The sequence below is a fragment of the Bradyrhizobium sp. CCGB01 genome, from assembly GCF_024199795.1.
Lineage (GTDB): Bacteria > Pseudomonadota > Alphaproteobacteria > Rhizobiales > Xanthobacteraceae > Bradyrhizobium.
In genome coordinates this window covers 4,030,689-4,050,334 of the sequence record NZ_JANADK010000001.1, presented here as the reverse complement: position 1 = coordinate 4,050,334, position 19,646 = coordinate 4,030,689, and the positions used below count along the sequence as shown (strand labels likewise).

At 65.0% G+C, this 19,646-nt stretch carries 22 protein-coding genes; 10 read left to right on the top strand and 12 right to left on the bottom strand.

Annotated elements, in window-relative coordinates; translation table 11 throughout:
• Nucleotides 1-38: 38 nt before the first annotated feature.
• Genes NLM25_RS18370 through NLM25_RS18360 form a run of 3 tightly spaced genes read left to right on the top strand, consistent with a single transcriptional unit; the run spans nucleotide 39 to nucleotide 3,576 of the window.
• Entirely contained in the window at nucleotides 39-1,049 is a 1,011-nt protein-coding gene (locus NLM25_RS18370; RefSeq protein WP_254118308.1) for an ABC transporter permease, read from the top strand.
• Nucleotides 1,046-1,885: an ABC transporter permease gene (locus NLM25_RS18365; protein WP_254118307.1), complete on the top strand. Its 840-nt coding sequence runs from the start codon at nucleotides 1,046-1,048 to the stop codon at nucleotides 1,883-1,885. The genes NLM25_RS18370 and NLM25_RS18365 overlap by 4 nt, the downstream gene beginning before the upstream one ends.
• Nucleotides 1,864-3,576 carry an ABC transporter ATP-binding protein gene (locus tag NLM25_RS18360; protein ID WP_254118306.1) on the top strand — a complete coding sequence of 571 codons (1,713 nt, stop codon included), beginning with the start codon at nucleotides 1,864-1,866 and terminating at the stop codon, nucleotides 3,574-3,576. The genes NLM25_RS18365 and NLM25_RS18360 overlap by 22 nt, the downstream gene beginning before the upstream one ends.
• A 19-nt stretch (nucleotides 3,577-3,595) precedes the next feature.
• On the opposite strand, the gene NLM25_RS18355 is transcribed toward NLM25_RS18360, so the two are convergent.
• Both NLM25_RS18355 and NLM25_RS18350 read right to left on the bottom strand, forming a co-directional pair.
• Complete coding sequence (locus NLM25_RS18355; RefSeq protein WP_254118305.1) at nucleotides 3,596-4,609, bottom strand: DUF2891 domain-containing protein; 1,014 nt, start codon at nucleotides 4,607-4,609, stop codon at nucleotides 3,596-3,598.
• Nucleotides 4,606-5,529 carry a hypothetical protein gene (locus NLM25_RS18350; RefSeq protein ID WP_254118304.1) on the bottom strand — a complete coding sequence of 308 codons (924 nt, stop codon included), beginning with the start codon at nucleotides 5,527-5,529 and terminating at the stop codon, nucleotides 4,606-4,608. Before NLM25_RS18350 ends, NLM25_RS18355 begins: the two co-directional genes overlap by 4 nt.
• A gap of 89 nt (nucleotides 5,530-5,618) precedes the next feature.
• Here NLM25_RS18350 and NLM25_RS18345 point away from each other — a divergent pair, with 89 nt between their 5' ends.
• The gene (locus tag NLM25_RS18345; RefSeq protein ID WP_254118302.1) at nucleotides 5,619-6,533 is read left to right on the top strand and encodes a LysR family transcriptional regulator; all 915 of its coding nucleotides are present in this window, start codon (nucleotides 5,619-5,621) and stop codon (nucleotides 6,531-6,533) included.
• A 181-nt stretch (nucleotides 6,534-6,714) separates the two neighbouring features.
• Complete coding sequence (locus tag NLM25_RS18340; protein ID WP_256565454.1) at nucleotides 6,715-8,067, top strand: FAD/NAD(P)-binding protein; 1,353 nt, start codon at nucleotides 6,715-6,717, stop codon at nucleotides 8,065-8,067.
• 38 nt (nucleotides 8,068-8,105) lie between these two features.
• Here NLM25_RS18340 and NLM25_RS18335 read toward each other — a convergent pair whose 3' ends face one another.
• The 7 genes from NLM25_RS18335 to NLM25_RS18305 form a co-directional block, all read right to left on the bottom strand.
• A complete protein-coding gene (locus tag NLM25_RS18335) occupies nucleotides 8,106-8,507 on the bottom strand; it encodes a VOC family protein (protein ID WP_254118299.1) in 402 nt (133 codons plus the stop codon).
• A gap of 105 nt (nucleotides 8,508-8,612) precedes the next feature.
• The gene (locus tag NLM25_RS18330) at nucleotides 8,613-9,395 is read right to left on the bottom strand and encodes a class II aldolase/adducin family protein (protein ID WP_254118298.1); all 783 of its coding nucleotides are present in this window, start codon (nucleotides 9,393-9,395) and stop codon (nucleotides 8,613-8,615) included.
• A 16-nt stretch (nucleotides 9,396-9,411) separates the two neighbouring features.
• Nucleotides 9,412-10,404 (bottom strand): NAD(P)-dependent oxidoreductase, encoded by a 993-nt coding sequence (locus tag NLM25_RS18325; protein ID WP_254118297.1) that lies wholly within the window; start codon nucleotides 10,402-10,404, stop codon nucleotides 9,412-9,414.
• 138 nt (nucleotides 10,405-10,542) lie between these two features.
• Nucleotides 10,543-10,923: a ferredoxin family protein gene (locus NLM25_RS18320; protein WP_254118295.1), complete on the bottom strand. Its 381-nt coding sequence runs from the start codon at nucleotides 10,921-10,923 to the stop codon at nucleotides 10,543-10,545.
• Nucleotides 10,920-12,563 (bottom strand): FAD-binding protein, encoded by a 1,644-nt coding sequence (locus NLM25_RS18315; RefSeq protein ID WP_375166845.1) that lies wholly within the window; start codon nucleotides 12,561-12,563, stop codon nucleotides 10,920-10,922. The genes NLM25_RS18320 and NLM25_RS18315 overlap by 4 nt, the downstream gene beginning before the upstream one ends.
• Nucleotides 12,564-12,710: 147 nt before the next feature.
• Nucleotides 12,711-13,271, bottom strand: a complete 561-nt coding sequence (locus NLM25_RS18310) for a hypothetical protein (protein WP_254118292.1) — start codon at nucleotides 13,269-13,271, stop codon at nucleotides 12,711-12,713.
• A 75-nt stretch (nucleotides 13,272-13,346) separates the two neighbouring features.
• Nucleotides 13,347-13,970, bottom strand: coding sequence for a helix-turn-helix domain-containing protein (locus NLM25_RS18305; protein ID WP_254137903.1), 624 nt, complete (start codon nucleotides 13,968-13,970; stop codon nucleotides 13,347-13,349).
• Between NLM25_RS18305 and NLM25_RS18300 the strand changes: the two genes are divergently transcribed.
• From NLM25_RS18300 to NLM25_RS18280, 5 genes are all read left to right on the top strand, one after another.
• The gene (locus tag NLM25_RS18300) at nucleotides 13,956-14,144 is read left to right on the top strand and encodes a hypothetical protein (protein WP_254118289.1); all 189 of its coding nucleotides are present in this window, start codon (nucleotides 13,956-13,958) and stop codon (nucleotides 14,142-14,144) included. The two genes, NLM25_RS18305 and NLM25_RS18300, sit on opposite strands and share 15 nt — an antisense overlap.
• Before the next feature lie 221 nt (nucleotides 14,145-14,365).
• Complete coding sequence (locus NLM25_RS18295) at nucleotides 14,366-14,566, top strand: hypothetical protein (RefSeq protein WP_254118288.1); 201 nt, start codon at nucleotides 14,366-14,368, stop codon at nucleotides 14,564-14,566.
• Nucleotides 14,567-14,636: 70 nt separating this feature from the next.
• Nucleotides 14,637-15,644, top strand: a complete 1,008-nt coding sequence (locus tag NLM25_RS18290; protein ID WP_254118286.1) for an ABC transporter substrate-binding protein — start codon at nucleotides 14,637-14,639, stop codon at nucleotides 15,642-15,644.
• 1 nt (nucleotide 15,645) lies between these two features.
• Nucleotides 15,646-16,461: an ABC transporter ATP-binding protein gene (locus NLM25_RS18285; protein ID WP_254118284.1), complete on the top strand. Its 816-nt coding sequence runs from the start codon at nucleotides 15,646-15,648 to the stop codon at nucleotides 16,459-16,461.
• Entirely contained in the window at nucleotides 16,454-17,278 is an 825-nt protein-coding gene (locus NLM25_RS18280; protein ID WP_254118283.1) for an ABC transporter permease, read from the top strand. Before NLM25_RS18285 ends, NLM25_RS18280 begins: the two co-directional genes overlap by 8 nt.
• A 21-nt stretch (nucleotides 17,279-17,299) precedes the next feature.
• On the opposite strand, the gene NLM25_RS18275 is transcribed toward NLM25_RS18280, so the two are convergent.
• Genes NLM25_RS18275 through NLM25_RS18265 form a run of 3 tightly spaced genes read right to left on the bottom strand, consistent with a single transcriptional unit; the run spans nucleotide 17,300 to nucleotide 19,627 of the window.
• Nucleotides 17,300-17,653 (bottom strand): DUF3088 domain-containing protein, encoded by a 354-nt coding sequence (locus NLM25_RS18275; protein ID WP_254118282.1) that lies wholly within the window; start codon nucleotides 17,651-17,653, stop codon nucleotides 17,300-17,302.
• A gap of 28 nt (nucleotides 17,654-17,681) precedes the next feature.
• Nucleotides 17,682-18,002, bottom strand: a complete 321-nt coding sequence (locus NLM25_RS18270; RefSeq protein ID WP_254137902.1) for a ferredoxin family protein — start codon at nucleotides 18,000-18,002, stop codon at nucleotides 17,682-17,684.
• Nucleotides 17,999-19,627, bottom strand: coding sequence for an FAD-dependent oxidoreductase (locus tag NLM25_RS18265; RefSeq protein ID WP_254118280.1), 1,629 nt, complete (start codon nucleotides 19,625-19,627; stop codon nucleotides 17,999-18,001). Before NLM25_RS18265 ends, NLM25_RS18270 begins: the two co-directional genes overlap by 4 nt.
• Between the last annotated feature and the right edge of the window lie 19 nt (nucleotides 19,628-19,646).

Genomic DNA, 19,646 nt, shown 5'->3' with positions numbered 1-19,646 from the left:
GGCGCCGTGCACCCGAACGATGTGAGAAGGCGGCCGGCATGAGTGGTCCTTATCTGCGCTATGCCGCAAAGCGCCTCGTCCAGGCCGTTGTCGTCATCCTGCTCGCCTATGTCTTCACGTTCGTCGTCGTCAGCATCCTGCCGGGCGATCCCATCACCAACGTCCTGCGCGATCCCCAGAACGGCTTCTCCGAGGACGAGATCCGACAGATCATCGCAGCCCAGGGGCTGGACCAGCCAATTCTCGTCCAGCTCTGGACGTCGCTGTCCCATTTCCTGACCGGCGATTTCGGCCTGTCGATGCGGTCGAGCCGGCCGGTGACAACCCTGATCGCCGAAGTTCTTCCCTCGACGCTGGTGCTGGCGTCATCGGCCTTTGCCGTCGCGTTGCTGCTGGCGGCGACGATCGCCTACGGCACGCAGTTCCTTCCCAAGCGCTTCGGCCAAGGCTTGCTGCGCGGCTTCCCATCGTTGTTCCTGTCGGTACCCAATTTCGTGATCGGCCTCATGCTGATCCACGTCTTCGGCTTCCAGCTCGGTCTTTTCCGCGTGATCGCGCCCAACAGCTTCTGGGCGACATTTTTCGCGGCGATCGCGCTCGGCATCCCGATCTCCGCACAGATCGCCGAGGTGCTGATCGCGAACCTCGACCACGAATCCGCACAGGACTATGCCGCCGTCGCGCGCGGCCGCGGCCTCGGGCAGTTTCGACTGTTCGCAATGCACCTGCTCAAGCCGTCGTCGCTCCCGGTCGTCACCATCATCGCACTCACCCTTGGTGAGTTGCTCGGCGGCTCGCTGATCACCGAGACTGTGTTCGGACGCACCGGCGTCGGCAGCCTGGTGCAGCGTTCGGTGAGCACACAGGACCTCCCAGTCCTGCAGGCCGTGGTCTCGCTGGCAGCGGTCGTGTTCGTGCTCGTCAATCTGATCGCCGACCTCGTCTATCCCCTGCTCGACCCGCGCGTGAAACTCGTCAGCGGACCCAAATATCGCCCGACGACAGCCGATGACAGCTCGGCCGGTACGCCGCAGGCGGTGACACCATGAGCCTCATCACCGACGTACACCTTACGGCAAGCCGCCGGTTGACATCCTTCCGCGTTCCGCCGACCGTCGTTGTGTCGTTCGCGATCATCGCGCTGGTGATCGCCTGGTCGCTCGCTCCTGGCCTGTTCACGAGCCAGAGCCCCGTCAACGGCGTTCCCGCCGACAAGCTGCTCGCTCCCGGCACAGCGCACTGGTTCGGCACCGACCATCTCGGCCGCGATCTCTACACCCGCGTGGTTTATGGCACGGCGTCATCGGTGACGAGCGCGCTCATCGCCGTCGTCATCGCCGCCGTCACCGGCGGCCTGATCGGACTGATGTCGGGCTTCTTCGGGGGCTGGGTCGATATCGTGTTCGCCCGCCTCGTCGACGTGCTGCTGGCGATCCCGCACTTCCTGCTGGCCGTCATCGTCGTCACGGCGATCGGCTTCGACACCACGAATGCGGCGATCGCGACCGGCGTCTCGGCGGTCGCCGTGTTCGCGCGGGTGATGCGTTCGGAGGTCATCAAGATCAGGCAGGCGACGTTCGTCGAGTCCTCGTTCCTGCTCGGCGGCTCGCGCTGGCACATCCTGCTGCGGCACGTGCTGCCGAACGCCTCGCGCTCGCTGTTGCCGCTCGCGGTGCTGCAATTCGGCCTGTCGATCCTGGTGATCGCAAGCCTTGCCTTCCTCGGCTACGGCGATCCACCGCCCGCTTCCGACTGGGGTCTGCTGATCTCGATCGGCAAGGATTACCTCAAATGGCCCTGGCTGGTCTACGCGCCGGCTTTCGTCACGATCGCGACCGTCCTCTCCGTGAACAGGATCAGCCGATGGCTCCGCAAGACGGACTGACCGCCACTCTCATCCGCCCCGAGCTCGTCGCGCCGCGGCCCCTGCGGTCGATCCCTCTCCTCAGGGTCGACGACCTGTCGGTCGCCTACGGGTCGCATCAGGTTGTGACCAACGTGGGATTCGAACTGGGCCGCGGCAAGAGCCTCGCCCTCATCGGAGAATCCGGCTCCGGCAAGTCGACGATCGCACGCGCGCTGCTGCGGCTGCTTCCGGGCGGCAGTCACGCCACCGGTCGCGTCGCATTCGACGGCCAGGAGATCCTGCGGATGCCCGAACGCGGCTTCCGGCCGCTGCGCGGACGGGCCATCGGGTTCGTGCCGCAAGATCCCGGCAACTCGCTCAATCCGGTGCGAACGATCGGCGCCCAGGCGCATGAGGCCGCCGCGCTCCTCGACGAACCCGACAGGGCCGTGCGCAAGCAGCTCATCCTGGACATTTTCGCACAGGTCGGGCTCGACAATCCCCAGCGGGTCTACGGCTCCTACCCGCACCAGCTGTCCGGCGGAATGCTCCAGCGCGTGCTCATTGGCCTTGCGATCCTGCCCCGGCCGTCGTTGCTGGTCGCGGACGAGCCGACCTCCGCGCTCGACGTCACGATCCAGAAGCGGATCCTCGATCTGCTCTCGCGCCTTCAGGACGAGCGGAATATCAGCCTGCTGCTCATCACCCACGATCTCGCGATCGCCGCGGAGCGAGCCGACACGTTGGTGGTGCTCAAGGACGGGATCGTCCAGGAGACCGGCAAGACCTCCGCTGTCTTCGCCTCGCCGGCGTCGGCCTATGCGAGGAAGCTGCATGCCGACGTTCCGGCCCTCAACCCCGACCGCTACGACGACCTGCGCGACCTCGGCTTCCGTCGCACCAGGACCGAGCCAACGAAGATCGAGGTCAGCGCCGTCACCAAGACCTTCGCGGTGGACAGCAAGACGCTGACGGCCGTCGATAACGTGTCGTTCAGCGTTCCGGCCGGCACCACGCACGCGCTGGTCGGCGAATCCGGCTCGGGCAAGACGACGACGATCCGGCTGCTGCTTGGGCTGGAACAGCCTGATGCCGGGACCATCTCGGTCGCCGGCGAGCAGCTCAACGGGCGGTCTCCGACCGAACTGCGCGCGGCTTGGCGCCACCTTCAGCTCATCTATCAAAATCCCTTTACGTCGCTCGACCCGGCCTGGAAGGTCGAGCAGCTGATCCGCGAGCCGCTCGACCGGTTCAGGATCGGCACAGTTCGGGAGCGCGACGAGCGCGTGCACAAGGCTCTCGCCGACGTGGGGCTCGGTCAGCATCTGCTGGCGCGCAAACCCGGCGCACTGTCCGGCGGCCAGCGCCAGCGCGTTGCCATCGCTCGCGCGCTCGTCCTCAAGCCTGACGTGATCGTGCTCGACGAACCCACCTCAGCGCTCGACGTCAGCGTCCAGGCGGACATTGTCGAGGTGTTGCTGTCGCTGCAGGCCGACCTCGGCCTGACCTATGTGTTCGTCTCCCACGACCTGGCCCTGGTGCGTCAGCTCGCCCACACCGTCTCGGTGATGCATCGCGGACGTATTGTCGAACATGGGACCGTCACCGACATCTTCGACAATGCCCGGCAGTCCTATACGCGCTCGCTGCTGGCCTCGATCCCGTCAGGCGTTACCGACGCCGCACATGCACCGCCGCCGACGCCTCAGCTGATCGTCGCGGCCGAATAATCGACGCGGACCGTACCGCTCATTCCGCTTCATCGAGCGCGAGAACGGCGAAGCTCGCAAGCCAATGCTCGCCCATGTAATGCGTGGCGAGATGGGGAAGGCCTGCAGCGAGATGCTGCTGCGCCGCCGCGTGGGCAATGGCGCGTCGCTCGTCGCTTGCCGGCAAGGCGTCGCCGAGCGCGCGCCAGCACCAGGCGCGGCTGAGATTGAGGCCATCGAGATGAGCGATCTTGCCGTCGGTGCGGTCGCTGACGGTCGCAGGCCGGAACAAGGTCGCAGGCTGCCGCTCGAGCACGCGCGGCAGGAACCGATCGAACCAGGGTAGGAACACATCTAGCGGCAACAGGCGCCGCATGCACTCGGCCTCGATCAAGGCCGAGGATTGGAAATCGTCGCCGCTGGGCTCGCCCCAGGCGGGGCAATCGCGATCTTCGCCATACCAGCGCAGGCCCGTCTCGAGCAGCAGCTTGGCCAGCCCTTCGTCCTTGCTGATCTCGGCGTAGTCGGACGCCATCCGCAGGCCGAACGCTGTATTGAAGTGGGTGCCGACGCGCACGGGATAGAGCGACAGCGGCAGGAAGTCGCGAAAGCGCTGAGCAATGACGTCCGCCAACGGCGCGAGATTGCGGCCCCAACGGCCATCGGATTGCAATGCCAGCTCGGTCGCCAGCTTCAGCAGCCAGCCCCAGCCATAGGGCCGCTTGAAGCCGCGGGCGGTCGGACGGGCAAAGTAGGCGCTCTCGACAGCAACCTTCTCGGGCACGAACTGCTCGTCGAACAAGGCCCGAATATCGGATGCCGCGGCGAAATCCGGAAAGCGCCGGAGCAACCGCGCCAGCATCCAGTAGCTGTGAACGCAGGAGTGCCAGTCATAGCTGCCATAGAAGATCGGATGCAGCTGGCTTGGCGTGCGGGCGTCCGCGGGCTCGGCCAGCGCGTGGTCCACGTTGTTGGGATATTCGCGCCTGACATGGCCGAGCGCGATGCGGGCGAATTGCGTGGCTTGTTCGCGGGTGAGACGGGACGTCGTCATAGAGTGGCCTTTCGTTTGCCGCGACTAATCAACGTCTCGATCAAACGCGGCAGGATGTAGATCGGAAATTGCGTCGCGGTAAAGTATAGGGCCATGCGCGGCGAAGCGGCAGCGCCGAGCGCCGACCAGACCAGCCCGACATTGCGATTGCCGAGAATGAGGCCGACCGTCAATCGCTGGGGCAGAGTTCCCGGCAGCAACAGGGCGCCCGAGGCTTGGAGCGCAAGATTGCAGGCGAAGGCGAGCACAAGGCAGAGCGCCGCGGCCGGCACATCCGCTGCGATCTGTGCGGGGATGCCGGCCATGGTGGCCACGGCGAAAAGAACAAGCGCCGTGACGATGATCCCGTCGACGACGTCGCCACGGGCCGCCAGAACTTGCGCGGCGTGCCGGCGCAGCAGGAAGGCGACACCCTCGGCGCCGCCGATCAGCAACGCCAGCCGCAGTGCCAGCTCGGGCGCGCTGATCTCGAGCCCGCCGAACCAGCCTGCAAGCAGCGGGACCGTGACCGGAGCAAGCACCATGGACAACACCGTCACCACGAGCGGCACCGCAGCGTCGAGCCCGAGCATGCGGGCCACAGCGGCGGTGCCGCTCGACGGCGGCGCCGAGACGGCAAGCACGATCGCAAGCGCGAATTCCGTGGCAAGACCGAGGGTATGACTGGCAAAGCCGATCGCCAGCGGACAGGCGACCATGACGACGGCCGGCAGGAGCACGGATAGCGATGGCTGCCGCAGCGTCTCGACGACGGCCCTACCATCGACCCGCAACAGCGTTCCGAGCACGATCACGAAGATCGTGGCCGGCATCAGCGGACGGATCAGGTCTGCAAGGGCCGGGCATGCAAGCCCGAGCAGGACGCCAAGCGCCAGCAATGTCGGTCCGCGCGGGATGAGGCGCAGGAGTGAGGGTCGCATGCGCCTCGTCCAATCGGGTCTTCCCCATCAATAGACCACCTCGAGCGACATTCTTGAAATCGATTTTTGATATGCATACCATCGTTCAAATGAATTTAGCTTCCGTCGATCTCAATCTCCTGGTCGCCTTCGAGGCGCTCATGGAGGAGCGCAACGTGACCCGCGCCGGCGAACGCGTCGGCCTGGCGCAGCCGTCGATGAGCGGCGTCCTGACCCGCCTGCGGGCACTGTTCGGCGACGATCTGTTCGTGCGGTCCGCATCGGGCATGCAGCCGACGGCCAGGGCGCTGGCGCTGGCCCGGCCGATCAGCGAGGCGCTCGGACAGATCAGGGGCGTGCTGGCGCCCGGATCGAGCTTCGATCCTGCGACCGCCCGCCGCCGCCTCTCCATCGCGGTGACCGATTACGGCGACCTCGTCGTCATACCGCCGCTGGTCGCGGCGCTGCGACGGGAGGCGCCGGGCATCGATCTCGTGGTGCGCCCCATCATTGACGCTGCTGCGAGCGTCGCGAGCCTCGAACACGGCGACGTCGACGCATTGATCGGTGGGCATCTTCCGGCCTCGACGCGCATCACGCGCTGTACGCTGTTCGAGGAGAACTTCGTCTGCATCCGCGATGCCGGCCAGGCCAAGCGGAGAGCCAGGCTGACCAGGGACGACTATACGCGCCTCCCGCATGCCCTGTTCTCGTCGGCGGGCGGCGACGGGCTCCCCGGCGCGATCGATACGATGCTGGCCCGGCATGGGCGCAAACGCCGGACCGCCGTCACCCTCGCGCATGTCGTCGCGGTCCCGTTCGCGATCGCCGGTACCGATCTCGTGGCGACGATGGCCGAGCGTATCGCCCGCCGCTTCGCCGCAAGCGCCGGCGTGTCCGTCGTTCCGGTTCCCTATGATGTCGAGGCCTTCACCATCGACCTGCTCTACACGCGCCGCAGCACGACCGTCCCGGCGCTGCGCTGGTTCATCGAGTTGGTCAATCGCATCTGCAAGAAGCTCTGACTGGCCGCCGCCTCTGCGCCGATATGATCATTCCACAAACGTCCATTGCGACAGGAGAAACATTACTTCCGTGATGCTGCGACAACGATATCGCAGCCTGTCCGACTATCATCGCAATTGAGCCGTAGAACCAATCGCAGTCCTGCGACGTTGACCGACCGATAAAACGGGGGGCGGCACGATGGGTCCGGAGGGGCGGCACGCGATTGTCATCGGCGGGGGCGCGAGCGGCGCCCTGATGGCGTTTCAGCTCCTGAAAGCGTCTCCACCGGATCTGCGCGTAACACTGATCGAGAAACGACCCGAGATCGGCCGCGGCCTTGCCTATCATGCAGGCAATCCCGAACACCTCCTCAACGTTCGCGTATCGAACATGAGCGCGCTGCCTGATGATCCCGGGCATTTCTGGGAGTGGCTGTGCGGGCGACCCGATGGGCCGATGTGTCCTGATCCCTACTGCTTCGTTCCGCGGCAGACCTATGGCGACTATCTCGCCGACCTGATCGCGCCACTGACCTGCCCCGACGGAACACGAGGTCTCACGATCTTGCAGAACGAGTGCATCGCGATTCGCGAAACGCCCTCCGATGTCGCCGTCTTGCTCGCCGATGGAACACGGCTGACAGGTACCATGGCCGTTCTGGCCACCGGCCACGACGCCCCGGCGTCGCGCCTGCCCGGCCATGTCGATCCATGGGTCGCTCCCACTACTGCCGGCATCGACAGAAACGCAACCATGCTGATCCTCGGCATGGGTCTGTCGATGGTCGATTACGTGCTGTCCCTGCTTCGCCACGGACACCGGGGGCAGATCGTCGCCCTGTCGCGGCGCGGACTGCTGCCGAGAGCCCATCGCCGCATCGATCCGATGCGTCTCGCCGAGAGTGAAATTCCGTTCGGCGCCCGGATCGGCGCCCTGCTGCACTGGTTTCGCCGCCGTATCGAAGCGCATGCGGCAGAGGGCGGCGACTGGCGCAGCGCGATCGACGCCATCAGGCCACACACCCAGCGGCTCTGGCGGGAGTTGCCGCTGGAATCACGGCGCAGATTCCTGGAGCATGCCCGCGCCTGGTGGGACGTCCATCGCCACCGTACGGCGCCCGAGGTCGAGACTCGCATCACGGAGGCGCTTGCGAATGGACGCTTGACCGTCATCTCCGGCAAGCTCACCACCGTCACACCGAACCAATGTGGTGCGCTCGTCAGCTATCGCAGGCGCGGCCAGAGCGCGCTGTCCGAGCTTCAGGTCGGCGCGATCGTGGACTGCACCGGCATTGTCAAAGACCCGGGCGCCAGCAGCAACCCGGCGGTGCGCAGCCTGTTCGACAATGGTCTTGCGCGGATCGATCCCTTACGGATCGGCATCGAGGTTACGCCGGATTGTGCGATCGTTGGCGAACATGGATCACCATCACGACGCCTCTACGCTGTTGGCCCGCTCACCCGGGCCGCGTTCTGGGAGATCATCGCCGTACCAGATATAAGGCAGCAATGCGCGGATCTGGCGGCGCGTCTCCGGACTCTTTCGCTGTAGGGGTCACAGAGTCTCGGCCAAAATTCGCCGTAGGCGCTTTAGGTCCGGTCAATCACCTGCGCAATCTCCCAGACATGACCCGAGGGGTCCGCGAAAGACGCGGTTCGCCTTCCCCAGGGACGGTCGATCGGCCCATTGAGCAAATCGACACCAATCTCCCGGAGAGCCGCGCAGACCTGATCAACGTCAACAACCCTGATCGTCAACAGCGCGCGCGCCCCAGCGGATGACGGCCCGACAGGCAGCGGCTCGACGAGCGTCGGCGCCTGAGACACGTCGAGAAGGTTGATCAGGAGCCCGCCAAATCTGAGCACGGATGAGACCTGGTCCTCCCAGACGGTCTCAGGCGCGAAAACCTTGGCGTAGAACGCCTTCGACGATGCAATATCATCGACGAACAATGTGATGACTTCAACTTCGCCCGGCAGACCATCGACCATGTCGCCACTCCCCACCATTGCAGCGTGCTTGCGCAAGCAGCACAACCGGCCGCGCCGTGATATCTCACGAACTCACGGCGTGGGCAATTCGCGCGAGTTATGGCTCTAATTGAACAGATCCGGTTCCGCCTCGGTGATCCAGTCCCACAGTGGCTGGAAGCTGAAGTAGCCGCCCTTGTGCGTGCCGACCTGTCGCGAGGTCAGGCTGGCGATCTCATGCGGGATGGGCTTCGGCGTACCGGCGGCCTCCGCAAGCAACTGAGCACGGGCGGCATTGTCCATCGCGATGTACCACCAGGCCGCGGCCTCGATGGTCGGTCCCACCGTCAGCAGGCCGTGATTTTGCAGGATCGCGGCCTTCTTCGATCCCAGCGCCTGCGCGATCTTGCGACCTTCTTCCGCCTCCAGCACGACGCCAGAGAACGGATCGAACAGCACGTGATCCTCATAGAAGGCGCAGGAATCCTGCGTCAGCGGATCGAGCAGCCGGCCGAGCGCCGACCAGGCCTTGCCGTAAGTCGAATGGGTGTGCGCAGCCGCGATCACCTCGGGGTGCGCCGCATGAATCGCCGAATGGATCACGAAGCCGGCCTGGTTGATCGGCTTGTCGCCGATCAGGATATTGCCGTCGTGGTCGACGAGCTGAAGGTCGGACACCTTGATCTGGCTGAAATGCTTCGACAGCGGGTTGATCCAGAACCGTTCGGGGAATTCCGGATCGCGCACGGTGACATGGCCCGCGAGGCCCTGATCGAACCCGTAGCGCGAAAACAGCCGGAACGTAGCGGCGAGACGCTGCTTGCGGTGCAGCCTCTCCTCCTCGAACGTCGCCGCCGGCGTCCGCTCGACCAACGAATATTTCCTGGGCTTCTCGACAACCTTGTTCATTGTTGCGCTTCCTTTTCTAGTATTCGAGAGTCTTGTCGAAGACGTCGGCCAGCGCCACGCCATGCGCGTAGGCGTCGAGATTGACCAGTGTCTTGTCGGCCAGCCGCTTGACGTCCTCGCCGCCGGTCCACGAGACGTGCGGGGTGAGAACGACCTTGGGATGGCTATAGATGGGATCGCCATCGAGCGGCGGCTCCGGATCCGTGACATCGAGCGTGGCGCCGGCGATCCGTCCGTCATCGAGCGCCTGCAGAAGCGCTTTCTGATCGATGATCCTGCCGCGCGCGACGTTGATGAGATGCAGCGATTTTTTGGCCCGTGCCAGCACGTCGGCATTGATCAGGCGGGTGGTCTTCGTCGTCGCCGGCAGCGCCAGGACGAGATGATCGGAGACCTCGACCAGCTGCTCGATGCTGTCCACCGGCTGGATGCCCGGAAGAACGTAGGGCCAGGCCGAGCGCCTGAGAACCTTGATGTTGACGCCGAACGGCTTGACCCGCTCGGCGACGGCACGGCCGATCGCACCGAAACCCGCGATGCCGATCGTCTTGCCACTCACCGAGCCCAGCGGAGCGATTTTCCATTCCGCGCGGTTGCGCGGACGGATCTCGTGAATTCGCTTTTCGAAGCCGAGGATCGCCGCGAGAACGTATTCTGCAATAGGATCGGCCGAGATGCCGCGGCCGACCGTCACCACGGGCCCGTCGAGGAGCCACGTCGGAAAGAAATCGATGCCGGTGGATGCGGTCTGGATCCAGCGCAGGCCGAACGGCCAGCCCGCAGGCTTCTCGCCGGGCGCCTTGTTCCAGCTCGCCAGCGGCCGCGTCAGCAGCACGTCGGCTTCAGGTGCGACCTCCCACGCAGCACGACCGGCGGGATGGTCGATGATCAGCGGGCGCGACCAATGCTCGGCGAGTGCGGCGCGAACCTCCGCGCCGAGCTGGTTGATGATGATCGGCGATCGCACGCTGGTGGAGGCGCGCTTGTTTTCAATGCGGGGAGTGTTCATGTCACGCGTTCATGATGGCTTTGATGCGGACATGCTAGGCGCATGACGCAAGATAGTCTTTTCAAAGATCTTCGGCATCGGGCAACAACCGGACGACGCGCTTCGATGAGACACATGAATTCGTCTCCGCACTCGAGGCTATTCCTTCGCAGCGGCGAGCCGTTCCGCTTTTGCCTTTGCCGCAGCCTCGCCGGCGCGTCGGAAGACCGTCTCCATCAGCCATTGCTCGTTAGGAAAGCGCTCCGCCCATTCATCCCAGCCGGAGTGCTTGCGGTATTGGCCGAGACGGCCTGACGCCAGCACTTCCGCCTCGGTTACGGCAACGCGGCGATCGCAATCGGGCGCCACATAAATCGCATCCGCGCGGCAATAGAGCTCGCACATGAAACAGGTCTGGCAATCCTCGACCCGCGCCAGAACCGGCAGGCCGGCGCGGCCGGGCTCGAGCACATTGGCCGGGCAGACCTCGATGCATGCGCCGCAATCCGTGCAGCGCTCTTCGACGACGAGCTCGATCATGACGCCGCCTCGAGCTGATCGGGTCTGGTCGCCGGCGATGGACGGTCGAGCGACACCCGGATCCGATCCAGTCCGCCGCTGAGCAGGCGCGCGGCCAATCCGGGATCCTGTGCAGGAAAATCCTCGCGGCGGTGAAGTCCTCTGCTCTCGTTGCGCGCAGCAGCAGTGGCCACCGACCAGCGCGCTGTTGCAACGAGCGCCGCAGCCTCGCGCAGGGCGAGCGTGCCCGCATGCCCGTGCTCCGCCACATCGCGCCAGAGATCGTCGATGACGCGCGACGACGCGGCAAGCCCGGGGCCTGTACGGAAAAGGTTCTTGTCGAACGGATGCATCTCGGCGCGTACGCTGCTTCGAATAGCGGCGACGTCGACCGTCTGAGGTCGACCGCCTGGTCGCAGCCCGGCACGTCCGAGCGGCCGAAGCCTTTCAACCCGTCGCGCCGCGCTGCGCGCCACACGCGTCGCCGCGCGTCCGGCGAAGACGCCCGACGACAGCGCCCAGGCCGAGTTGACGTTGCCGCCGCCGGAGATCGCGCCGGCGACCTTCTCACGCGATGCGTTATCGCCGGCTACGAACAATCCCCGCACGGATGTCGCGCCATCCGTATCATGCACGCGCACGCCACCGATCCCGCGGATAGTACCATCATTGTGCAGGGTGACCTCGAACCGGTCGCGGTAGGGATCGATGCCCCAGCGGTCGAATACCAGCGGCACGTTAGGCGAGATCGTATGCAGCCTCGCCTTGATGTCATCGGGCAGACGATGCAGCGAGCAGTAAACTGGCCCGCGCTGCAGCGCGCGCGCCAGGTGGATGGTCTGGTCAGGCCCGAACGGCAGATCCAGCTGCCGCCCCTCGGCATCATAATAGGTCGCAAATGAATAGGCCATGCTGCGCGTCATCGTCGAATGCGCCGGCGCGATGGTGTAGGCGGCGGTGAATTCCATGCCGGACATCTCCGCGCCCGCCTCGGCCGCCATCAGATAGCCGTCACCCGTGTTGGTATGCGATCCCAGCAAGTGCGACAGAAAGCTGGTCCCGCCCGCCGCGAGCACCACGGCACCGGCCTCGACCCAATAGGACCGGCCGCCATCCTGCCGGCGCAGGCCACGCGCGCCGCCGATCGATCCATCGGAACGCGCCAGCAGCTCGAGAACGGGCGAATGATCGAGAATGGTGACACCGTGGCTGAGAACCTCCTGACGCAGGGCGCGCATATATTCCGGCCCGCGTACCGCGCGATGGTTCACGCGCCCCTCGTCGTCGACGCCGAACTTGTAGTAGCGCGCAAGCGTGGGCAGCGTGCGCCAGGTCTGGTCGAGGATGCGATACATCCACTCCGCTTCGCCAAGGCCAAGACCGGCATCAATTCGGTTGGCCACGGCCGCGTCGCGCGCCGCGGGAGGATCCGGCGGCACCCACCAATGGCCCGGGCCCGCTGCGGCCGTGACGCCGCTGGTGCCGCAATAGGCCTTGTCTGCCAGCACGACCTTGGCGCCCGCCTGCGCCGCTGACGTCGCCGCCCAGGCGCCCGCCATGCCGCCGCCCACAATCAACACGTCGGCCGTCAGCGACAATTCTTCGAGCGACGACGAAACCACCTTGCGCCTCCTGGCAATGGTGCAACCGCATTCCGGCATCGGGCAAATGCCGGATGCAGACGCGCGCCACCTTGTCGCAGCATGTTTGGGCGAGGCCGCGCGCAGGTCAATGAAAGGCAAAACTCTTTTCGGCATGCCACGCAAACGACTCATGCCGCCGTCGTTGAGGCCCGCATGATGAGTCTTTCAGCGTAGAACAGGTTTCTCCGCGCGCGACGGCGAACGACAAGGAGCTTTCGGGAATTTGACGGACGGGCGAAGCCGGAGTCCGTCCAACATAGCGGATGGATATCCGCTATGAACTACAAGCAGGATTACAGGCCGCGCAGCACTTCCATTTTGTTGGATGAAAGCGAACAGCGGAAACATTTCACGATTCACTTCGGCGGCAGATCGCTTTATCTCCAATCTCAGCGCAAACGAGTGCTTCCTGCTCTGATTTTGGAGAACGACGATGAACACCGCAATGCAGATGATGCCGATGCCGATGATGATGGGCGGCATGATGAACCCCGCAATGGCCGGCGGCATGATGCCGATGATGAACATGATGGGCATGGGCATGCCGATGATGATGCCCTGCCAGGTGAAGTGCACCATGACGCCGGCCGGCATGACCTGCGAAATGATGCCGACGGACCCGGCCATGAAGGACATGTTCATGAAGTGCTGCGAAAGCATGATGAGCATGATGCAGATGGGCATGCCCATGATGATGTGCTGCGGCGGCATGATGATGATGTGCATGCCGATGAAGGCTGCCTGATCGCTTTCGCCAGGCGCGATGGACGAAGGGCTGGCTCGCGCCAGCCCTTTTGCTTTTCATGCGGCGGTCTCGGCGTAGGTCATCACGAGGTAGAGAACCGCTTCGTCGGCGACGAGGTTCTTGTAGACGTGCGGCACATCGGCCTCGAACAGGACGGCATCGCCCTCGGTCAGCGTCTGCGGCTTGTCCGACCCGGCCGTGATCTCGACCACGCCCTTGGCGACGAAGAGATTCTCGCGCGTACCGGGCGCATGCGGTTCCGCCGCCTCGCGGTGAAGCGGGCCGATCCTCAGCTCGTAGAATTCGACTTGATGGTCGCCATCGAAGGGAAACAGCGCGCGCGAGGTGAACTGCCCCTGGCTGGATGTCAGCAGCTTGGCATCGCTGCGGCGCAGGACCTTTGGGCCGCGCGGCACTTCGCTCTGGAGCAGATTGGCAAAAGGCACATGGAGCGCGCTCGCGACCTTCCAAAGCAGCGCGATGGTGGGAACGCTTTTCCCGGTCTCGATCTGCCCGAGCATGGCCCGGCTCACTCCCGATTGCTTGGCGAGCCGCTCAAGCGAATGACCCCGGCTGGTCCGCAGCCGACGCAAATTGCGCCCGAGGATGGCCGGCAGGTCGAGATCACTGGAGGATGATGCGTTCGTGTCCGGCGACGAAGCGACGTGCCCGCCGCTCATGAAGCATCCCACTGCACCGGCGACATGGCCGGTACCGGCATCGGCACCCAGACCCAGGTCGGCCAGAACCAGCAGAGCGGCATGGGAGCGCCCGTTGCGAATAGGCCCGTGCCGATGCTTGGCGTCGGCGCCGCTGATGCCGCGGATTGCTGCCTGCTCCGCTCCGACCGATAGGCAGCCAGATCGATAATCCGCGCTGAACTCGTAGCCTCTGTCACCTTCTTTGATCCGCGTTCGATTGCAATACGCGATATCCTAGTTGCATCGCCTTGCCCGGCAAGCCATCGCCAAACAAAACAACACGGAGCCTGTAAAGCTCGGCCACGTAGCAAAGGCTTCTCAAATTAGTGCATCCGTCAGACGCTCACTGCCCTGCGTGCGTGGTGACCGCGGGAATGTCCGCTCATCGTGGTCTTGCGGGCGCGCGCATCGAGCGCGAGAGGCGATCGATGCTCGGCCGCCGCATCGAGAAAACATTTTCTCATCACCGGACGACTGAAGAACAACAACTCTATCGAATGCGTACCTCCCAGCGCGTTTCTTTCGAAAATCGCGCAGTGACATCAGTTCACTGGACCGGCCAGCAGATTTCCTGACATGTGGCTGTCAAAGGCTGGACACACGACACGTCACGGCCCATCCGACGTGAACGCGAGAGACACGGAAATGATTGCATCGAAGTCCATTTGCGCAGCCGCGCTCGCCCTGGTGATGGCGGCCGGGGCTGTAAATGTTGCCCGCGCCGAGACGGACCAGCTTCGCATCGCCCAGCAATTCGGTATCGCCTATCTTCCGCTCATCGTCGCCAGCGAAAATGGATTGATCGAGCAAGAGGCCAAGGCGCTCGGCATCACCCCGCCCAAGATCGAGTGGCTGCGGCTCTCCGGCGCTGCGGCCATGAATGAGGCCCTCATCTCGGGCGGCCTCGACTTCGCGACGGCAGGCATCACGCCCATGATCCTGACCTGGGACAAGACGCGGACCACTGCCAAGATCATCGGTGTGGCGGCGCTGGGCTCGATGGCCAATATCCTCACCACCAACAATCCGAACATCAAGACGCTGGCGGATTTCACCGAGAAGGACCGGATCGCCCTTCCGTCGGTCAAGGTCGGCTTCCAGCCGATCGTGCTCCAGATGGCCGCGGACAAGGCGTTCGGCAAATACGACAAGCTCGACGAACTCACCGTCAGCATGCCGCATCCGGACGCGACGGCGCAGATCCTGTCCGGGCATTCGGAGATCACGGCGCACTTCACCTCGCCGCCGTTCTCGCAGCAGCAGCTGGCGAGCGGCAAGGTACATCAGGTCCTCAACAGCTACGACGTGCTCGGCGGCCCCCACACCTTCAACGTGGTTTATTCCACCACGAAGTTCGTCAACGACAATCCCAAGACGATCTTGGCGTTCGTCCGCGGCCTCGACCGCGCCAACGAATGGATCAAGGCCAATCCGAAGGACGCCGCCGCGCTCTACATCAAGGCGGAAGGCTCGAAGCTCGCGCCCGACTTCGTCGAAGGCATCATTCGCGACAAGGACGTCAACTTCACCACGGCTCCGGAAGGTGCCCAGAAGTTCGCGGATTTCGAGGCCAAGGTCGGCCTGATCAAGCAGGCGCCGGCGTCGTGGCGCGATCTGTTCTGGTCCGGCCTCGGAGAGAAGCCTGGAAGCTGACATGAACGTCGCTCCGCGACTGACGGGCCTCGCCGGCGACACTGCCTCACCGGCGCTGCTCGAACTCGACCACGTCAGCATCAGTTATCCGACGCCGGACGGCATCCTCACGGCCGTCGAGGACGTCAGCTTCAAGATCTCGGCCGGCGAACGGCTGGTCCTGCTCGGCCCGTCCGGGTGCGGCAAGTCCACGCTGCTGCGCGCCGTCGGCGGCTTTCTCAAGCCAAGCGCCGGCGAGCTGCGGATGAACGGCCGGCGGATCGGCGCCCCGGGCCCCGACCGCATGACCGTGTTTCAGGAATTCGACCAGTTGCTGCCGTGGCGCACCGTGCTCGGCAATGTGCGCTATGCGCTGGAGCGAGGGAAATCCATGCCGCGGCGGGACGCAGAAGGCGTTGCGCGCCGTTGGCTCGAGCGGGTCGGGCTGAAGAATTTCGTCGACGCCTTTCCTCACACGCTGTCGGGCGGGATGAAGCAGCGCGTGGCGATCGCGCGCGCCTTTGCGCTGGAGCCGGCGCTGCTGCTGATGGACGAGCCCTTCGCCGCGCTCGACGCGCTGACGCGGCGGCAGATGCAGGACGAGCTGCTCAAGCTGTGCGAGGAAACCGGGAACACCGCCTTGTTCGTGACCCATGGCATCGACGAGGCGATCCGTGTCGGCACTCGTATCCTGGCGCTGACGCCGCATCCCGGGCGGCTGGCCGCCACCTTCAACGTTCCGCCGGACACCCGCACGCGCGGCACCGCTGGTTTCGCCGAGCTGGAACGGCAGATCCAGGAAACCGTATTTTCTGCCCCGGAACCCAATCATGTCTGACATCGCCGCGCCAAAGCTCGTACGCGCTTCAGCGTTGCGGCGGGCCCTCGACGGCACGCCCTGGCGGCGCGTCGTCATTCTCGCCGGCTTTGCTCTCGCCTGGGAGCTCTATGCACGCTGGCTCGACAACGCACTGCTGCTGCCGACCTTGGGCGCGACACTGTCGGCGCTATGGTCTGCCATCCTGTCAGGCGAACTGCCGAACCGCGCATTGACTTCGCTCCGGGTTCTGATCACGGGCTACGCACTCGGCATTGCCGTTGCTGCGGTGCTGACGACCCTCGCCGCCTTGTCGCGCTGGGGCAACGAAGCCCTGGGCCTCTTGACGTCGATGCTCAATCCGCTTCCGGCGATCGCGCTGCTGCCCATCGCGCTTCTGTGGTTCGGTGTGGGAACGCCGAGCCTCGTCTTCGTCATCGTGCACTCGGTTCTGTGGCCGGTGGCCCTCGCCTGCTACGGCGGCTTCCTCGCGGTGCCGCCGACCCTGAGAATGGCCGGCCGCAATCTCGGCCTCTCGGGCGGCCGGTTCGTCGCGGAGATCCTGGTGCCCGCGGCGTTCCCCCAGATCCTGTCGGGCTTGCGGATCGGCTGGGCGTTCGCCTGGCGCACGCTGATCGCGGCCGAGCTGGTGTTCGGCGTCAGCGCCCGCTCCGGCGGAATTGGCTGGTTCATCTACACCAGCCGCGCGCAACTGGAGACCGCGAGCGTCTTTGCCGGGCTGCTCACGGTCATCCTGATCGGGCTCCTTGTGGAAGGCGTGATCTTCCGGAGCCTGACACGGATCACTGTCCAACGCTGGGGACAGGTGCAGACCTAGGGTGTGGCTGGCCGCCTCCGCTCAACCCTCATGGTGAACATGCGGGAATGCGTAGCGTTCGGCCAGATAGCGCAATATTCGCTCCGACGAATCCACGAAGCGCCGGCCGTTGGCGATGCCGGCGTCGTCAGGCACAGGCTGGCTGTCGTCGAAGACCAGAACCGGAAGCGACTGATGCTGCTCGCCGAGGAGCTCGACGATCGCCGTTCGCGGGCGCGCGAATGGCAGGCGATGCACCTCGATCTGCGTTGCCAGCCCGGGAAACGACGCCAGCAATCCCTCGATCGCGTTGCAGTGCGGACAGACGAAGAAGCGCCCAGGCTGCTCCGGAACTTCAAACCCCGGCTTCAACAGGAACAAGCGGTCTCCACTCATGGCGCGCTCCGCAAGTCGATATGATCCTTCAATGGCCGAACAGCCGGTAGCTCCGGTCGGCATCGCGCAAGTGCCGACTCTCATCGGTCCACCCCACCGCACGCCGATAGCTGCCCAGCACTGCAGCCTCCTTCAACGCGGCGACGTCGAGCTGTTGCGGGGTGTCGGCGAACGGAGAGACGAACAGCGCGTCCTCAGGGCAGTAGAGTTCGCACAGGAAGCAGGTCTGGCAATCGCTCTGACGCGCAATCCGGGGAATGCGGTCCGTCTTATCAAAGACGTTTGTCGGGCACACGTTGAAGCAGATATCGCAAGCCGTGCACCGCTCCGTATCGATGACTTCGATCATTCGGCAGCCTCAGCGTAGTGGGGGGAAGGCAGCGGCCGCGCCGAGGTCCAGACGTCGTCGAGCCCTCCGGTCGACACATAGTGGCGATAGCGGTCGTCCTGCTCGGGATAGTCGTCGCGGCGATGCATTCCCCGGCTTTCCTGACGCGCGAGCGCACTGCGATACATCCAGCGCGCGGTCGCGAGCATGGCGGCGGCTTCGCGCGCGCGCAGCAGCCCCTGCTCGTCCGGCGCATCGGCAACCGACGCATCGGACCACAATGCATCCAGCCGACGGAGCGACTCGCCGAGTCGTCCGGCCTCGCGGAAGTAATTCAGCTCATAGGGAAACACCTCGCCCTGAACGCTTTGGGCGAGCGCGTCGCCTTGCAAGGGTCGCCCGCTGCGGGAGCGCAAACCCACAGTGCCCCGTCGGATCACCTGACGCCCGGCTGTGACGCCCAGTTGGCGCGCGAATCCCGCGGCGCCCTGCCCGGCCCAATACCCCGACGACATCGCCCAGGCGGCATTGTGGCTGCCGCCGCCGGTGAAGCCCCCGCAGATCAGTTCGCGCGTAGCAGCATCGCCTGCCGCATAGAGGCCAGGAACCGTCGTCGCGCAACTGTCATCGACAATCCGCAAGCCCCCCGTGCCCCGAACCGTGCCCTCGAGGCGAAGCGTGATGGGAAAGCGCTGTGTGAAGGGATCGATTCCAGTCCTGTCGAACGGGAGGAAGAAATTCGGCTGCGATACCCGCATGTGCTTCTGCGTCTCGGCATCCGCCTCGTCGAGCTGGGCGTAGACCGGGCCCTTGCGCAGCGCCCGCGCAATCACCGAGCGGCCGCCTTTCGACGAAGCTCCCGGAATGACGCTGCCTTGCTCATCGGTGAAGCTCGCCCAGCTGTAGAACAGCGTCTTGGTCACCGATCCGAAGGCCGGCGAGATCGCATAGGCGTTGGAGAATTCCATGCTGGTGAACTCCGCACCGGCTTCGGCGGCCAGCAGATAGCCGTCGCCGGTCAGCACGTTCGACCCGAGCGTCTTGCTGAGGAAGGCGCATCCGCCGGTGGCAATCACCACCGCCTTCGCATTGACCGTCCAACGATCGCCCTTCTGCCGTCGCAGACCGGTTGCACCCGCAACGACGCCGCTGCCGTCCACGAGCAGCTCAAGCGCCGGAGAGTGATCCAGGATCGTCACGCCGGCCTGCTTCGTCCGCTTGCGCATCAGCCGCATGTATTCCGGCCCCTGCAACGAATTCCGCTGCGGCTTGCCGTCCTCGTCGACAGGATAAGGATAGCCCCAATCGGCAAGCTGATTGCTCTGGGCGTAGGTCCGGTCCAGCACCCGCGCCATCCAGCGGCGATCCTGGAGATGACCACCAAGCTTCTCGCGGCTGGCCATCGCGGCTTCGCGCCGTTCGGGCGCGGGGTCGACATACCACACGCCGGTGCCGGCCGCCGCCGTCGCACCGGATGTGCCGCAAAAGCCCTTGTCAGCGAGCACGACGCGTGCGCCGTGCTCCGCGGCGCTGATCGCGGCCCATGTGCCCGCGGGACCGCCACCGAGCACCAGCACATCGGCGTCGAACACGACCGATCCTGCTGAACTCGACAGCCTTTCGGCACAGCTGGATGGATTCGTCATCGCTGGTCTCCGGATTGAG

Excerpts from the sequence above, each read along its gene's own strand:
- NLM25_RS18340 (WP_256565454.1), top strand. The coding sequence starts at position 6,715 with ATGGGTCCGGAGGGGCGGCACGCGATTGTCATCGGCGGGGGCGCGAGC.
- NLM25_RS18350 (WP_254118304.1), bottom strand. The coding sequence starts at position 5,529 with ATGCGACCCTCACTCCTGCGCCTCATCCCGCGCGGACCGACATTGCTG.
- NLM25_RS18305 (WP_254137903.1), bottom strand. The coding sequence starts at position 13,970 with ATGAGCGGCGGGCACGTCGCTTCGTCGCCGGACACGAACGCATCATCC.
- NLM25_RS18315 (WP_375166845.1), bottom strand. The coding sequence starts at position 12,563 with ATGCCGGAATGCGGTTGCACCATTGCCAGGAGGCGCAAGGTGGTTTCG.
- NLM25_RS18335 (WP_254118299.1), bottom strand. The coding sequence starts at position 8,507 with ATGGTCGATGGTCTGCCGGGCGAAGTTGAAGTCATCACATTGTTCGTC.
- NLM25_RS18265 (WP_254118280.1), bottom strand. The coding sequence starts at position 19,627 with ATGACGAATCCATCCAGCTGTGCCGAAAGGCTGTCGAGTTCAGCAGGA.
- NLM25_RS18310 (WP_254118292.1), bottom strand. The coding sequence starts at position 13,271 with ATGCACATCATCATCATGCCGCCGCAGCACATCATCATGGGCATGCCC.
- NLM25_RS18360 (WP_254118306.1), top strand. The coding sequence starts at position 1,864 with ATGGCTCCGCAAGACGGACTGACCGCCACTCTCATCCGCCCCGAGCTC.
- NLM25_RS18320 (WP_254118295.1), bottom strand. The coding sequence starts at position 10,923 with ATGATCGAGCTCGTCGTCGAAGAGCGCTGCACGGATTGCGGCGCATGC.
- NLM25_RS18355 (WP_254118305.1), bottom strand. The coding sequence starts at position 4,609 with ATGACGACGTCCCGTCTCACCCGCGAACAAGCCACGCAATTCGCCCGC.
- NLM25_RS18330 (WP_254118298.1), bottom strand. The coding sequence starts at position 9,395 with ATGAACAAGGTTGTCGAGAAGCCCAGGAAATATTCGTTGGTCGAGCGG.
- NLM25_RS18345 (WP_254118302.1), top strand. The coding sequence starts at position 5,619 with ATGAATTTAGCTTCCGTCGATCTCAATCTCCTGGTCGCCTTCGAGGCG.
- NLM25_RS18285 (WP_254118284.1), top strand. The coding sequence starts at position 15,646 with ATGAACGTCGCTCCGCGACTGACGGGCCTCGCCGGCGACACTGCCTCA.
- NLM25_RS18370 (WP_254118308.1), top strand. The coding sequence starts at position 39 with ATGAGTGGTCCTTATCTGCGCTATGCCGCAAAGCGCCTCGTCCAGGCC.
- NLM25_RS18280 (WP_254118283.1), top strand. The coding sequence starts at position 16,454 with ATGTCTGACATCGCCGCGCCAAAGCTCGTACGCGCTTCAGCGTTGCGG.
- NLM25_RS18365 (WP_254118307.1), top strand. The coding sequence starts at position 1,046 with ATGAGCCTCATCACCGACGTACACCTTACGGCAAGCCGCCGGTTGACA.
- NLM25_RS18325 (WP_254118297.1), bottom strand. The coding sequence starts at position 10,404 with ATGAACACTCCCCGCATTGAAAACAAGCGCGCCTCCACCAGCGTGCGA.
- NLM25_RS18295 (WP_254118288.1), top strand. The coding sequence starts at position 14,366 with ATGTCCGCTCATCGTGGTCTTGCGGGCGCGCGCATCGAGCGCGAGAGG.
- NLM25_RS18275 (WP_254118282.1), bottom strand. The coding sequence starts at position 17,653 with ATGAGTGGAGACCGCTTGTTCCTGTTGAAGCCGGGGTTTGAAGTTCCG.
- NLM25_RS18270 (WP_254137902.1), bottom strand. The coding sequence starts at position 18,002 with ATGATCGAAGTCATCGATACGGAGCGGTGCACGGCTTGCGATATCTGC.
- NLM25_RS18290 (WP_254118286.1), top strand. The coding sequence starts at position 14,637 with ATGATTGCATCGAAGTCCATTTGCGCAGCCGCGCTCGCCCTGGTGATG.